The organism is Polaribacter sp. HaHaR_3_91 (assembly GCF_019278525.1).
GTDB lineage: Bacteria > Bacteroidota > Bacteroidia > Flavobacteriales > Flavobacteriaceae > Polaribacter.
On record NZ_CP058986.1, the window covers coordinates 2,843,171 to 2,857,750 of the forward strand.

The following is a 14,580-nucleotide window of genomic DNA, read 5'->3' on the forward strand; positions in this document are numbered from 1 at the left end:
AAAGCTTTAAAAAACATATATTTACAATCATTAAATTATAAAAAAGGATGAAACATGCTTATCAAGTAAAAGTAAACGATACTTTCGATTTTAAAATTGACGGACAAGCTGTAAAAAAACTAGACACTTTAAAAGTTTCAGATTCCGAATTTCATGTGCTTGATAATCATTTATCGTACAAAACTGAAATTATAAACGCCAATTTTTATGAGAAATCGTATTCCATAAAAGTGAATAACACGGTTTATCAAATTAAAATTCATGATGAATTAGATATCCTTATTAAAGAAATGGGATTCGAAATTGGCATCACAAAAGAAGTTAACGAAATTAAAGCACCTATGCCCGGTTTAATATTAGAAATTAATGTTCAAGTTGGTTCGGAAGTAAAAGAAGATGACACTCTTTTAATTTTAGAAGCCATGAAAATGGAAAACGCATTAACGTCTCCAAGAGCAGGAATTATAAAAACGATTTCGGTAACAAAAGGAGAAACTGTAGATAAAAATCAACTTTTAATAGCATTTGAATAAACAGAAAAATCCTACAAGGTTTTTACAAACCCGATAACCATCTTCCGAAATAAAAAAATATAAATTTTATATGAAAAAAATTTTAATAGCAAACAGAGGAGAAATCGCCATTCGTGTTATGCGAACCGCTAAAAAAATGGGTATAAAAACAATTGCTGTGTATTCTTCTATAGACAGAAATGCACCTCACGTAAGGTTTGCAGACGAAGCTGTTTTAATTGGAGAAGCACCATCTAATCAATCTTATTTATTAGGTAATAAAATTATTGAAGTTGCTAAAAACCTAAACGTAGATGCCATTCATCCTGGTTATGGTTTTTTATCTGAAAATGCCGATTTTGCAGAAGCCTGCGAAAAGAATAACATCGTTTTTATTGGTCCAAAATCTAAAGCCATTAAAATAATGGGAAGTAAATTGGCAGCAAAAGAGGCTGTAAAAGCATATAATATTCCGATGGTTCCTGGCACAGAAGAAGCCATTACAGACATTCCGAAAGCTAAAATAATAGCTAAAGAAATCGGATTCCCTATACTAATAAAGGCATCCGCCGGTGGCGGAGGAAAAGGAATGCGTGTGGTAGAAAACGAAATGGAATTCGAATCGCAAATGCAAAGAGCCATCAGCGAAGCTATAAATGCTTTTGGTGATGGGGCTGTTTTTATAGAAAAATATGTTACCTCACCTAGACATATCGAAATGCAAATTATGGCAGATACACACGGAAATGTGGTGCATCTTTTTGAACGCGAATGTAGCATTCAACGTCGTCATCAAAAAGTAATTGAAGAAGCTCCTTCTGCTATTTTAACCCCAGAATTACGCTCAAAGATGGGAGAAGCAGCCATTAAAGTCGCAAAATCTTGTGATTATGTTGGTGCTGGTACGGTTGAGTTTTTGCTAGATGACCATCATAATTTCTATTTTCTAGAAATGAATACACGTTTGCAAGTAGAACATCCGGTTACGGAACTCATTACAAATACCGATTTGGTAGAATTACAAATTCGTGTGGCTCGAGGCGAAGTATTACCAATCACACAAGAAAACTTAAAAATTAAGGGACACGCTTTAGAGTTACGTGTCTATGCAGAAGATCCTTTAAATGATTTTTTACCAAGTGTGGGGAATTTAAAGGTTTACAAATTACCAGAAGGTAAAAACATTCGTGTGGATAATGGTTTTGAACAAGGCATGGACATTCCCATTTATTACGATCCCATGTTATCAAAATTAATCACCTACGGAAAAACAAGAGAAGAAGCTATTGAATTGATGATTACCGCTATTCAGAACTATCAGATTGAAGGAATTGAAACCACTTTACCTTTCGGAAGTTTTGTGTGTGAACATGATGCTTTTCGTTCTGGAAATTTCAATACACATTTTGTTAAAAAGCATTATTCCCCAGAAGCTATAATAAACAAGCAACAACAAGAAGCAAAAATTGCAGCACTTATTGCTGTAAAAAAGTATTTAGAAGATCAAAAATTATTAAGAATACCTGTTTCTAGTAGCAGTATTCAGTAGCAGTCTTAAAAAAATAAAATTTAGACATATAAATTAATACTTAATAAAAAAGAAATTCAAAAAAAGTCAACAAACACACAACATAAATAATACTCAACTTTGCGACTTTGCGCCTTCTCGAGAAAACAAACACAATAATGGAATCAAAAATAAAAATCCTTAACGACAAACTTGCTCAAGCTTATTTAGGTGGTGGTCAAGATAAAATTGATAAGCAACATCAAAAGAAAAAATTAACAGCAAGAGAGCGTGTTTTGTATTTATTAGATGACGGTTCTTTTGAAGAAATTGGCGCTTTAGTTACACACAGAACAAAAGAATTTGGTATGGAATATCAAGTTTATTATGGTGATGGTGTAGTAACTGGTTACGGAACCGTAAACGGAAGACTAACCTATGTCTTTGCTCAAGATTTTACTGTTTTTGGAGGCTCTTTATCTGAAACACATGCAGAGAAAATCTGTAAAATTATGGACTTGGCGCTGAAAGTTGGAGCTCCATTAATTGGTCTAAATGATTCTGGTGGTGCAAGAATTCAAGAAGGTGTTCGTTCTCTTGGCGGTTATGCAGATATTTTTTATAAAAATGTGCAATCGTCTGGAATCATTCCGCAATTATCTGCCATAATGGGCCCTTGTGCTGGTGGTGCAGTCTATTCCCCTGCCATGACAGATTTTACCATTATGGTAGAACACAGTAGTTATATGTTTGTAACAGGACCGAGCGTCGTAAAAACAGTTACCAATGAAGAAGTTACAAGTGAAGAACTAGGTGGCGCAAGTACACATGCTACAAAATCTGGAGTAGCACACAAAACATCTTCTAATGACGTAACTTGTTTAGAAGAAATTAAAAAACTTTTAAGCTATTTACCTCAAAATAATAAAGAAACTCCTGCCCTTTTACCTTTTAAATTACAAGATGAAATTAGAGAAGAACTTACTAACATTGTTCCTTTAGACTCCAATAAACCGTACGATATGCACAAAGTCATATCCGGAATTATAGATGAAGATTCTTTTTATGAAATTCATAAAGATTATGCCGAAAATATTATTGTTGGTTTTGCTAGATTAGGCGGAAGAAGTGTTGGAATTGTTGCGAATCAGCCGCAGTTTTTAGCTGGTGTTTTAGATGTAAATAGCTCTAAAAAAGGAGCTCGCTTTGTGCGTTTTTGCGATGCTTTTAATATTCCGCTTTTAGTACTTGAAGATGTTCCAGGTTTTTTACCAGGAACCGACCAAGAATGGAATGGTATTATTGTACACGGAGCAAAATTACTCTACGCTTTTAGCGAAGCTACTGTGCCAAGAGTTACCGTAATTACACGTAAAGCGTATGGTGGCGCGTACGATGTTATGAACTCTAAACATATTGGGGCAGACATGAATTTTGCATGGCCAAGCGCAGAAATTGCAGTTATGGGAGCTAAAGGAGCTGTAGAGATTATTTTTAAAAGAGAAATTAAATCCTCTGAAAATCCAGTTGAAAAATTAAAAGAAAAAGAAGCAGAATATGCAACACTTTTCACCAATCCATACAGCGCTGCGCAACGTGGTTTTATAGATGAAGTAATTATTCCAAAAGATACCCGAAGAAAGTTAATAAAAGCATTTTCTATGCTAGAAAATAAGGAAATAGTGAAGCCAGATCGAAAGCACGGAAACATACCATTATAACTATAGTTATTTAATCATATTAAGAGATCACTTTTTAAAAACAAGTCGTTTATTGTAAATTAGAGTCATGAACACCATTGCGAAACGGATATCAGATTTTTTAAAGGACTTCCCTCCTTTTAATATGTTGCCTAAAGACGAATTATTAGCGATCTGTAAAGCTGTGGACATCCTTTATTTAGAAAAAGATTCCAATTTATTTATTACAGGAGTCCCTATAAAAAATCAATTTTATGTAGTGAAAGATGGTGCCATTGGTTTGTTTGAAGAAGAAACAAATCTTTTAGTTGATGAATGTGATGAAGGTGATATATTTGGTTTACGAGCGCTCATGCGAAAAGACAGTTACAAATTAACTGCAAAAGCCTTAGAGGAAAGTATTGTGTATAGTTTGTCTTCGGAATTGTTTGAGAATTATATCACCACAACCCCAGAAGCAAGTACATATTTAATGACGAGCTTTGTTTCTAACACACGCTATTCAGAACCGAAACCTCAAAATCAATCTTCAGGGAATATTCAAGATTTTTTTGAAGAGCAATCTATAGAGTTTTCTAAAAACCCTATTCACTGTTCTCCAGAAACTAGCATAAAAGCAGCGGCAATTATTATGACGCACAAACGTGTGGGTTCTATTATAATTACGGAAAAAAACAAACCTTTAGGCATTATTACCGATAAAGATTTACGTATAAAAATTGCCACGGGATTGGTTTCTATAGAAGAACCTGTTACTAAAATAATGTCATCTCCCGTTATTACCTATCCTGAAAATATTACCGTAGCAGAGGCACAAATTGCCCTATTAAAATATAAAATTACGCATTTGTGTATTACCAAAGATGGTACACCAAATTCTGGTTTAACAGGTATTCTATCTGAACATGATATTATAGTTGTTAGAGAAAATAATGCATCTGCATTAGTGAAAGAAGTAAAACGAATCTCAACTACAAAGCAATTACAACAAATTAGAAAACGAGCAGAACAACTTTTAAAACGGTATATAAAACAGCAAATTCCTATTGTATTTGCCACTAAAATACTTTCTGCCATTAACGAAAGTATTACGCAAAAAATTATTGAGCAAGCTATAAAAGAAATACCAACTCCTCCTCCAACTACTTTTGCTTGGTTAGCCATTGGAAGTCAGGGTAGAGAAGAGCAATTATTACTTACAGACCAAGACAATGCCATAGTTTTTAATAATGTTGATGAAAATGAACACGAAAAAACACAACAATATTTTTTATCCCTTGCCAAAAAAATCAATCAAAAATTAGAAATCGTTGGTTTTGAATTATGCCCTGCGGATATGATGGCTAGTAACCCTAAATGGTGTTTATCAATTTCTCAATGGGAACAACAATTTAAAAAATGGATTACAACTCCAAATCAAGACAACTTAATGTTGTGTACTATTTTCTTTGATTTTGAATTTGTTTATGGTGATAAAAATTTAGTCAGCTCTTTAGCTGAAAGTATTTTTGAGTCTATAGAATCTCGTGATATTTTTTTAACTTATTTAGGTTTAAATGCTTTAAAAAATCCGCCTCCGTTAAGTTTCTTTAGACAATTTTTAGTAGAACGAAATGGAGAGCACAAAGATCAGTTTGATATTAAAGCACGTGCAATGATGCCTTTGGTAGATGCTGCTCGTTTATTAATCTTATCAAAAAACATAAAAACACATAACAATACCATTGTTAGATATGAAAAATTAGCTGAATTAGAACCACAAAATAAGGATGTGTTTTTAGCCTGTTTAGAGGCATTTAAAAACCTTCTTTACTTTAGAACTCAACAAGGTTTACTACATAACGATTCTGGAAGGTTTATAGATTTACAAACATTAAGTAAAGCCAATCGTTTGGAATTAAAAAGTTGTTTTAAAGCCGTAAAAAATGTCCAAGATTTAATTCAGACTCGATTTAAACTTTCTCAATTTTTATAGTATGTTTTGGTTTAGAAAAAAAAATTACCCTGCATTTTGGAAATCTTATACAGCATATTTCAAAGAAAAACAAAACGCTAATTTCGAAAACATTCGTTTTGTAATTTTTGATACTGAAACTACAGGTTTAGACATCAAAAAAGACAGAATATTATCTATTGGAACCATCACTGTTATTGATAAAATGATAAAGGTTTCTGACTCTTTAGAATCCTATCTAACACAAGATTTATTCAACACAGAAACTGTAAAAATTCATGGTATTCTAAAGCAAGGAACTATATATAAGGTAACTGAAGAAGAAGGTATAGTTCAATTTTTGGAGCATATTAAAAATGCTGTTTTAGTAGCACATCATGCCGCTTTTGACGTTGCCATGATTAATCAAGCATTAAAACGATTGAATTTACCAAAATTAAAAAATAAAGTATTAGACACTGGACATTTATTTATAAAATCAAAATTAGATACTTCAAAAAAACATTTTAGTTTAGATGAATTATCACTTCGATTTAACATACCTCAACATGATAGACACACAGCATCTGGAGATGCTTTTATTACCGCAATCTTATTTGTAAAACTACTTTGTGTTTTAAAGAAAAAAAACACGGTACTTTCTTTAACTTATTTGCATAGAAGTAATGACAGAATAGGTCTTATATAGAGACAGAATAAACTTTAATTTTAGTATAAAAATTAAATAAAAAAGGCAGCTCCAAATTATAAATTTAGAGCCACCTACAAAAAAACTAACTTAACAATGCTTAAATTAAATCATATTCCTTTTTCAATTTCTTATAGTCATTAAAATGTTCTGTAAATAGATTTCTGTTTTTTTTATGCTCTTTGTAAAAAAATAAATCACACGCTAAATCAATACATTCAGTTGGGTTGTCTAAGACATTCTTATATTCCAAAAGTATATGATGTATCATCTTATTATTTTCAATAATAGTAGAAACCTCTTTACTTAAATGATCTTTTCCAAGACTATTCATTTTAATATCATTACATACTTGTGAAATTTCATTCAGTTCTAACATCCATCTTTTTACTTCGTTAAGACTTCGTTTTTGAATTATTTGATTTTCAGTCTGCTCATTATCTATTTGCATAATTATTATTTATTTGGTTATTCTTTCTGGCTGCATTACTTCTAAAACTTTTAATTCTTTTTGACCTCCTGGAAAATCCCATAAAATTAAATCGCCTTTGGCGTACCCTAAAACAGCAGTACCCATTGGTAACAATAATGATATTTTATTTTGTAAAACATTCCCCTTTGAAGGCACAACCAACTCAAAAGTTTTCTCCCATAAACCATCTAAAGAACGCACTGAAACTAAAGAATTAAGTCTTACAACATCTGTAGGCATTTCTTTTTCGGTAACAACTTTAGTTACATTCCTTAATTCTTCTTGTAGTTTAAAAATATGACTCTTTACCGTTTTTGACTCGACTACCTTGTTTAAATTTAAGAGTTTTTCAATTATTAAAAACTCATTTTCTTCTATAATTAACTGATCATACTTCATTTTTTCAAAATTTAATTCTATGGAAAAAACCACGTTTTACATACATTCACTCTAACCCATCTATTACCAAAACATAAATCTATTTGCCTATTCTTTAATAAATACTTCTCCCTTTTTATTCTGATGCCATTAAAAATAATAATCTATAATACTTCTAGAATTACATAAATACCTGGAGTTATAGCAATACTATTTTTTCTACATCTTCATTGACCATTCTTAAATAAAAATGAATTACCTATTAATTATTGGCTACATTAAATATTTCTTAATTAAGGTTTGAGTTTACAAACTAATTAGCACTGTCAAACTCCTTAATACATTTTCGATCTAACCTTGTTTAAGTGGCTTATTTTTTATACTTCTCTACTAACAATTTTATAATTAGATGTTTTCAATTTCTTAGAAATTAAAACCTGTTATTGCATTTGTTTCTAATAAATCTTTTTTTTCATATTCACTACAAGCCCAAATAGCATTTTTATTTGATGTTAAACTACAGTCTGTTTTATGAATACAAGTACTACATAAACTATTATTATTGAAAACCATAATTATCTTTTTAATTACAACTATCTAATAGCAAGTGATATGCCACATGTATCCAAAAGAACAAAAACAACACACAATAAACTAATAATCACACACTTAAACAAACAACAATGTTTATTACAAAAAAAACAGTTGAGGAAATATTCCCCAACTGCTACTTTTTTACTCGTTTTTAAATGTGCTTATTTTAATTTTTCCCGGAGTGTTTTTCTATCAATTTTAAGAATCTCTGCTGCCTTAGTTTTATTATTATTTGTAGCTGCTAAAACCTTTAAAATATAGTTTTTTTCAAATTCTTTTAAAGACAACAACTTGTCCGTTTTAGAAAAATTGATTTGATATTTAATATGCTTCGGCAAGTGCTCTACATCTACCTTTCTATCAGACATAATAATAGCTCTTTGTATTACGTTTTCTAATTCCCGAATATTACCTGGCCAATAATAGTTTTTTAGAACCTCTAAGGCTTCAGGTGTAATCTTTATAAAACGGTCTTTGTATTCTATTCCATATTTGAATAAAAACTTTTCTACCAACAACGGAATGTCAGAACTTCTCTCTGTTAAAGTTGGCACCTTAATTTCTACAACTGTTAATCGGTAATATAAGTCTTCTCTAAAACGCTTTTTTTCAATTAAATCTTTTAAATTGATATTTGTTGCAGCAATTACCCTAACATCAACTTTTTCTGCTTTTTGAGAACCAACTCTTACCACTTCTTTTTCTTGTAAAACCCGTAACAATCTTAATTGAGTTGCTAAAGATGCATTGCCAATTTCATCTAAAAAAATAGTTCCATTATTGGCTGCCTGAAAAAAGCCTTTTCTATCTTTTTCAGCACCCGTGAACGCTCCTTTTACATAACCAAACAACTCTGATTCTAATAAATTTTCTGGAATTGCTCCGCAGTTTACAGCAACAAAAGGTGCTGAGGAATATTTACCCATATAATGAATAGAACGTGCCACCAACTCTTTTCCGGTTCCGCTTTCACCATAAATAAAAACCGTTGCTTTGTTGTTTTTTAACCGATCTATTACGTCTGTTACTTTTCTCATTGCAGGCGATGCTCCTATTAATTCGCCATACGGTTTATGAGTTTCTGCTACTTTTACCTGGCTAACTGTATCTTCTTTAGAGTTAATTTTTAAAGATTTTAAAACTGCCTTTTTAAGTTCTTCTTTTGTAAAAGGTTTTGTAATATAATCTACTGCTCCAGATTTCATTACTTCTAAAGCTCCTTCTATAGAAGGAAAACCTGTAACTACTAATTTTGGAATTTTAGGATAATGTTCAGACGTGTATTTAATTAATTCTAAACCATCCACATCTGGCATTTGCAGGTCTGTAATTAATAAATCTATAGAAGTATCTTTTAAAATTTCTAATGCTTCCTTTACAGATATCGCCTTATAAGTATGATAATTTAAAGATTGTAAATGCCTCTGTATGAGTTCTAAAATAAGAAGATCATCATCTACAATTAATATATTTTCTTTGTTTAGCATCTTTTAACTTTTGGGAAAACTAACAACAAAAATAGTCCCTTTTGGTGAATTTGGTTGATGAATAATAGTGCCTTTATGACTTTTAATAATTCCGTGTACAACACTCAAGCCTAAACCTGAACCATCTCCGGTAGGTTTGGTTGTAAAAAAAGGATTAAAAATATTTTCGGAATTAATAGGTTCTATTCCTGAACCTTCATCAGAAATTCTAATTTGTACATTTTTAGTTTTTTCAATAACATCAATATCTATTCTCCCTCTTTCATCTGAAAAATAAATAGCATTGATTACCAAATTAAAAATTACTTGAGTTAACTGAATTTTATCAACCTTTAAATAAATTTTATCACTTGAAAAAGTAATATTACAGCGTATGTATTTTTTACTAAAACTAGGTTTTAACAAACTAATTGCCTCATTAATAATAATATTGATATCAACAGACATCATTTGCTGGGGCATTTCACAAGAAAAAAACATTAACTTTTTAACAACTTCTCTAGAATAGATGGCACTATTTATTATTTTACTTAAATCTTCACGCCCAACTTTATCTCCTTTATACTTTTCTTTTAATAATTCTGAAAAGCCTAAAATATTAGCTAAAGGTGTATTTAACTCATGCGCAATTCCAGCAGTAATTTCTCCTAAAATTGCTAGTCTACCTACTCTTTCAATTTGCCTTTTGGCAATCTCTTCTTTTTCATTGATTTCTTTTCGTTCTAAAAAGTCGCCAATTTCTGAAGCAATCTGATGTAATAATAGTTTTTCTTCTTCTAAAAAAGAGTTTTCAGAAAATTTTTGTTTGGAATACCCTATCGTAACAGATCCTTTAATTTTTCCAAAAGATTTTATGGCAGAAATAATAAAAATTGCATCTTCTCTTTTTTTTCCTTCAACGAAAACAAAATTTTCTACTTTAATTTCTACAAAGGCTTCTTCTGGAAACCTAACTGCTTCTTTTAAACTTAGGGCTATTTCTTTTAATAATTCTTTTAAATCATTAAAACCACTATCTTTAATTAAAGAACTAACTCTATATAAACAAGTTAGTTCTTTAATTCTTTCTTTTAATTTATCTTCTAACGTAATTTGGTTTTCCATTTACAAATAAAAAATATATCAAATTATTTTCTATTATCAATAATACTTTGTACTATTTCTGGGTTTAAAAGCGTACTTGTATCTCCTAAATTATCCATTTCGTTACAAGCTATTTTACGTAAAATACGTCTCATAATTTTTCCAGAACGTGTTTTTGGTAAACCTTCTGTAAATTGAATTTTATCTAATTTAGCAATAGGTCCAATTCTATCCGTAATTAATTGATTGATCTCTTTTTCTAAATTATCATGATTTCTATATTCTCCAGCATTTTTTAAGGTAATATATCCATATAATGCACTTCCTTTAATATCATGTGGAAAACCAACAATAGCTGATTCTGCAATTGCAGGATGTTCATTAATAGCATCTTCTATTGGTGCAGTTCCTAAATTATGCCCAGATACAATAATTACATCATCTACTCTACCAGTAATTCTGTAATACCCAACCTCATCTCTCAGCGCTCCATCACCAGTAAAATACATATCCTTATAGGCAGAAAAATAAGTCTCTTTATATCGTTGATGATTTCCCCAGATGGTACGTGCAATACTTGGCCATGGAAATTTGATACATAATCTTCCTTCTACTTGATTTCCTTTTAACTCACCTCCATTTTCATCCATTATTGCAGGTTGAATTCCTATAAATGGTAAAGTTGCATATGTTGGTTTTGTTGGGGTTACATAAGGAATAGGAGTAATCATAATTCCACCAGTTTCTGTTTGCCACCAAGAATCTATAACGGGACTTTTCCCCTTACCTACATTATCATTGTACCAGTGCCATGCTTCTTCATTAATTGGCTCACCAACAGACCCTAGAACCTTTAAAGATGATAAATCATACTTATCTAATAATTCTGTTCCGTGTTTTGCCAAAGCTCTAATTGCGGTTGGAGCTGTATAAAATTGATTGATTTTATGTTTTTCTATAATATCCCAAAAGCGACCAAAATCTGGATAACTTGGTACTCCTTCAAAAAGTACGGTTGTTGCTCCATTTGCTAACGGTCCATATACAATATAAGAATGCCCAGTAATCCAACCAATATCTGCAGTACACCAATAGACATCGTTTTCTCTGTATTGAAATGCATTTTTAAAAGTATATGCTGTGTACACCATATAACCTGCTGTTGTATGCACCATTCCTTTTGGCTTTCCTGTAGAACCAGAAGTATATAAAATAAATAAAGGATCTTCTGCATCCATTATTTCCGGGCTACATTCCTTAGAAGCGTTGTCTAATAATGGTTGTAACCATTTATCTCTTCCTTCCTTCATGTTGATATTTGCCTTGGTTCTTTTTGCAACCAACACATTTTCTACTCCAGGACAATTTTCTAAAGCCTCATCTACGATTCCTTTTAAATCGATTGATTTTTTACCTCTAAAAGAACCATCTGCAGTAATAACAATTTTACAATCAGAATCATTAATTCTTGTTGCTAAAGCAGTAGATGAAAAACCAGCAAAAACAACAGAGTGTATCGCTCCTATTCTTGCACAAGCTAACAAAGAAATTGCTAATTCTGGAATCATAGGAACATAAATACAGACTCTATCTCCTTTTTTAATTCCATGCTCTTTTAAAACATTGGCAAATTGATTGACTCTTTCTGATAATTGTTTATAGGTAATATGTTCTGCAGGTTCATTCGGATCATTAGGTTCAAATAAAATTGCAGTTTTGTCTGCTTTTGTAGACAGATGCCTATCAACACAATTTTCTGTGATGTTTAGTTTTGCACCTTCAAACCATTTAATCTCTGGCTTAGAAAAGTCCCAATCTAACACATTGTCCCATTTTTTTCTCCATAAAAAATGCTCTTCTGCTATTTCTTCCCAAAAGACTTCTGGTTCTCTTATAGATTTTCTATAGACTTTAAAATATTCTTCTAAATGTTTTATGTGGTAATTACTCATACTTATATTGGTTTTATTTTTATAAGGCATTTTGCTATTAATGCCTAGTGTAACAAGTTAGTTTTTAATTTTGTTTATTAAATTATTTATAAATTCCTATGTGATTTTTCTGATAAATACTTTTTATTTCGGCTATAATTGAAATATCATCAATTGTAGACGGAATATTATACTGCAAGTCATCCGCAATATTGCGTAACAATTTACGAAGAATTTTCCCACTTCTCGTTTTTGGCAATCTATTTATAATTAATACATCTCTAAAAGAGGCAACAGCGCCAATTCCATGACGTACATCTTGTATAATTTCTTTCTGAATTTGTATTTCATTATATCCATCTCCCTTTTTTAAAACGACTAATCCTAAAGGTTTTTGTCCTTTAATTTCGCAATGCACACCAAAAACAGCACACTCTGCAACTGCTTTATGAGATGCTACAACTTCTTCCATTTCTGCAGTAGACAATCGGTGTCCGGCAACGTTTATAATATCATCTACTCTTCCGGTAATAAAAACATATCCATCTTCGTCTTTGTAACCGCCATCACCAGAAAAATAATATCCAGGAAATCGATGTAAGTATCCCATATGAAAGCGTTCTGGATTGCCCCAAAGATTCATTAAAGTACCTGGAGGCAAAGGCAATTTAACAGCAACAAAACCTTCTACACTTGAAGCTACTTCCTCTCCTTCTTCATTTAATATCTGAATATCATAACCGCAAACAGGAAAACTTGCAGATCCTGGTTTTACTTCCTGCAATGCTACACCAACCATATTTGCTACCATTGGCCAACCACTTTCGGTTTGCCACCAATGATCTATAACGGGGACTTTTAAATGTTCTTTTGTCCATGTTAAAGTAGCCACATCACAACGTTCACCTGCTAAAAACTGATATTTTAAACTCGATAAATCATATTTTTTAATCATCCTTCCGTTAGGATCTTCTTTTTTGATTGCTCTTATTGCGGTTGGCGCCGTAAACATCACTGTTACTTTATGCTCACTAATTACGCGCCAAAAAGTAGACGCATCTGGGGTTCTAATTGGTTTTCCTTCAAAAAGTACCGTTGTATTTCTGTTTAATAAAGGAGCATACACAATATAACTGTGCCCAACCACCCAACCAACATCACTTGCAGCCCAAAAAACATCTCCTTTATCAACTCCATAAATATATTTCATAGAAAATTTTAATGCAGTTGCATATCCTCCTGTATCTCTAATAATTCCTTTTGGAGTTCCTGTAGTGCCAGAAGTATATAAAATGTATGAAGGGTGTGTTGCTGCAACAGAAACCGCTTCTATAGAGGCAGACTTATCAACTAAATCCGTATAATCTATATCGTAACTTTTCATTGATACTTCTACCCCTAATTTCCTATCGAAAACAATTACTTTTTCTGGCTTATGTACCGATTTCTCCATAGCACTATCTACATAGGGTTTATACGGGATAATACGTTCTATTTCTACACCACTAGAGGCTGTAATAATTGCTTTTGGTTTACAATCATCTATTCTAATAGCCAATTCATGCGGAGCAAAACCACCAAATACAACAGAATGGATAACGCCAATTCTAACACATGCCAACATTGCATACAGTGCCTGCGGAATCATGGGCATATAGATAATACAAGTATCTCCTTTTTTTAATCCCAATTGTTTTAATCCACCAGCGAGCTTAGATACTTCGTGATGCAATTGGTGAAAGGAAATATGTTGTTTTGTATTGGTTACTGGCGAATCATAAATAATGGCATTTTGATCTCCAAAACCATCTTTAATATGCATGTCAATACACAAATAACTTAAATTAAGTTCCCCATCCTCAAACCATTGATAATAATTGTGTTTGTCTTTTGATAAAATAGTTGTTGGAGCTTTATACCAATCTAATTTATCTGCTTGTTTGCTCCAGAAATCTTCTGGATTAAGAATGCTTTTTTTATAAAATTTTTGGTATTTCATGATCTCGCTTTTTTAGAATTAAGCAAGCCAAACCAATTAGGGTTTAATATTTTAAGTTTAATAAGCACCCAAATAATGGTCACAAAAGAAAGTCCTAAAACTACCGAAAGTATAGGATCTATGTTTCCGTTATCTTCAAACTTAAACCTAAAATACAATGTACTTACTGCATAGATACTGATAAAAATATCTGATGCAAGCGGATTTAGTTGAAATTTCATGTCTTTAATTTTTAATTAAACATTGTTTGTTTGCACACAAAATCAATATTTAAT

At 31.6% G+C, this 14,580-nt stretch carries 13 protein-coding genes; 5 read left to right on the forward strand and 8 right to left on the reverse strand.

Annotated features, from left to right (window positions below; translation table 11 throughout):
* Positions 1 to 47: 47 nt before the first annotated feature.
* From H0I27_RS11950 to H0I27_RS11970, 5 genes are all read left to right on the forward strand, one after another.
* Complete coding sequence (locus H0I27_RS11950) at positions 48 to 533, forward strand: acetyl-CoA carboxylase biotin carboxyl carrier protein subunit (protein WP_218730920.1); 486 nt, start codon at positions 48 to 50, stop codon at positions 531 to 533.
* A 70-nt stretch (positions 534 to 603) separates the two neighbouring features.
* Positions 604 to 2,061: an acetyl-CoA carboxylase biotin carboxylase subunit gene (gene accC, locus H0I27_RS11955; protein ID WP_218730921.1), complete on the forward strand. Its 1,458-nt coding sequence runs from the start codon at positions 604 to 606 to the stop codon at positions 2,059 to 2,061.
* Positions 2,062 to 2,198: 137 nt separating this feature from the next.
* Entirely contained in the window at positions 2,199 to 3,740 is a 1,542-nt protein-coding gene (locus H0I27_RS11960; protein ID WP_218730922.1) for an acyl-CoA carboxylase subunit beta, read from the forward strand.
* Positions 3,741 to 3,807: 67 nt separating this feature from the next.
* On the forward strand, positions 3,808 to 5,694 hold the full coding sequence (locus H0I27_RS11965) for a DUF294 nucleotidyltransferase-like domain-containing protein (RefSeq protein WP_218730923.1): 1,887 nt from the start codon (positions 3,808 to 3,810) through the stop codon (positions 5,692 to 5,694).
* A gap of 1 nt (position 5,695) precedes the next feature.
* Positions 5,696 to 6,361: a PolC-type DNA polymerase III gene (locus H0I27_RS11970; protein ID WP_218730924.1), complete on the forward strand. Its 666-nt coding sequence runs from the start codon at positions 5,696 to 5,698 to the stop codon at positions 6,359 to 6,361.
* Between the two features lie 100 nt (positions 6,362 to 6,461).
* Here H0I27_RS11970 and H0I27_RS11975 read toward each other — a convergent pair whose 3' ends face one another.
* From H0I27_RS11975 to H0I27_RS12010, 8 genes are all read right to left on the reverse strand, one after another.
* Positions 6,462 to 6,812, reverse strand: coding sequence for a hypothetical protein (locus tag H0I27_RS11975; protein ID WP_218730925.1), 351 nt, complete (start codon positions 6,810 to 6,812; stop codon positions 6,462 to 6,464).
* Positions 6,813 to 6,821: 9 nt separating this feature from the next.
* Positions 6,822 to 7,232 carry a GreA/GreB family elongation factor gene (locus H0I27_RS11980; RefSeq protein ID WP_218730926.1) on the reverse strand — a complete coding sequence of 137 codons (411 nt, stop codon included), beginning with the start codon at positions 7,230 to 7,232 and terminating at the stop codon, positions 6,822 to 6,824.
* Between the two features lie 402 nt (positions 7,233 to 7,634).
* Positions 7,635 to 7,784, reverse strand: coding sequence for a hypothetical protein (locus H0I27_RS11985; RefSeq protein ID WP_218730927.1), 150 nt, complete (start codon positions 7,782 to 7,784; stop codon positions 7,635 to 7,637).
* 182 nt (positions 7,785 to 7,966) lie between these two features.
* Positions 7,967 to 9,292, reverse strand: coding sequence for a sigma-54 dependent transcriptional regulator (locus H0I27_RS11990; protein ID WP_218730928.1), 1,326 nt, complete (start codon positions 9,290 to 9,292; stop codon positions 7,967 to 7,969).
* A 3-nt stretch (positions 9,293 to 9,295) separates the two neighbouring features.
* Positions 9,296 to 10,396 carry a sensor histidine kinase gene (locus H0I27_RS11995; protein ID WP_218730929.1) on the reverse strand — a complete coding sequence of 367 codons (1,101 nt, stop codon included), beginning with the start codon at positions 10,394 to 10,396 and terminating at the stop codon, positions 9,296 to 9,298.
* Between the two features lie 23 nt (positions 10,397 to 10,419).
* Complete coding sequence (gene acs / locus H0I27_RS12000; RefSeq protein WP_218730930.1) at positions 10,420 to 12,327, reverse strand: acetate--CoA ligase; 1,908 nt, start codon at positions 12,325 to 12,327, stop codon at positions 10,420 to 10,422.
* Between the two features lie 82 nt (positions 12,328 to 12,409).
* The gene (locus H0I27_RS12005) at positions 12,410 to 14,305 is read right to left on the reverse strand and encodes an acetate--CoA ligase (protein WP_218730931.1); all 1,896 of its coding nucleotides are present in this window, start codon (positions 14,303 to 14,305) and stop codon (positions 12,410 to 12,412) included.
* Complete coding sequence (locus H0I27_RS12010; protein WP_218730932.1) at positions 14,302 to 14,526, reverse strand: hypothetical protein; 225 nt, start codon at positions 14,524 to 14,526, stop codon at positions 14,302 to 14,304. Before H0I27_RS12010 ends, H0I27_RS12005 begins: the two co-directional genes overlap by 4 nt.
* Between the last annotated feature and the right edge of the window lie 54 nt (positions 14,527 to 14,580).

What these genes read in the sequence shown, in the direction of transcription:
- H0I27_RS11950 (WP_218730920.1), top strand. Translation starts at nt 48, where the DNA reads ATGAAACATGCTTATCAAGTAAAAGTAAACGATACTTTCGATTTTAAA.
- H0I27_RS11985 (WP_218730927.1), bottom strand. Translation starts at nt 7,784, where the DNA reads ATGGTTTTCAATAATAATAGTTTATGTAGTACTTGTATTCATAAAACA.
- H0I27_RS11995 (WP_218730929.1), bottom strand. Translation starts at nt 10,396, where the DNA reads ATGGAAAACCAAATTACGTTAGAAGATAAATTAAAAGAAAGAATTAAA.
- H0I27_RS12010 (WP_218730932.1), bottom strand. Translation starts at nt 14,526, where the DNA reads ATGAAATTTCAACTAAATCCGCTTGCATCAGATATTTTTATCAGTATC.
- accC (WP_218730921.1), top strand. Translation starts at nt 604, where the DNA reads ATGAAAAAAATTTTAATAGCAAACAGAGGAGAAATCGCCATTCGTGTT.
- acs (WP_218730930.1), bottom strand. Translation starts at nt 12,327, where the DNA reads ATGAGTAATTACCACATAAAACATTTAGAAGAATATTTTAAAGTCTAT.
- H0I27_RS11970 (WP_218730924.1), top strand. Translation starts at nt 5,696, where the DNA reads ATGTTTTGGTTTAGAAAAAAAAATTACCCTGCATTTTGGAAATCTTAT.
- H0I27_RS12005 (WP_218730931.1), bottom strand. Translation starts at nt 14,305, where the DNA reads ATGAAATACCAAAAATTTTATAAAAAAAGCATTCTTAATCCAGAAGAT.
- H0I27_RS11965 (WP_218730923.1), top strand. Translation starts at nt 3,808, where the DNA reads ATGAACACCATTGCGAAACGGATATCAGATTTTTTAAAGGACTTCCCT.
- H0I27_RS11980 (WP_218730926.1), bottom strand. Translation starts at nt 7,232, where the DNA reads ATGAAGTATGATCAGTTAATTATAGAAGAAAATGAGTTTTTAATAATT.
- H0I27_RS11975 (WP_218730925.1), bottom strand. Translation starts at nt 6,812, where the DNA reads ATGCAAATAGATAATGAGCAGACTGAAAATCAAATAATTCAAAAACGA.
- H0I27_RS11990 (WP_218730928.1), bottom strand. Translation starts at nt 9,292, where the DNA reads ATGCTAAACAAAGAAAATATATTAATTGTAGATGATGATCTTCTTATT.
- H0I27_RS11960 (WP_218730922.1), top strand. Translation starts at nt 2,199, where the DNA reads ATGGAATCAAAAATAAAAATCCTTAACGACAAACTTGCTCAAGCTTAT.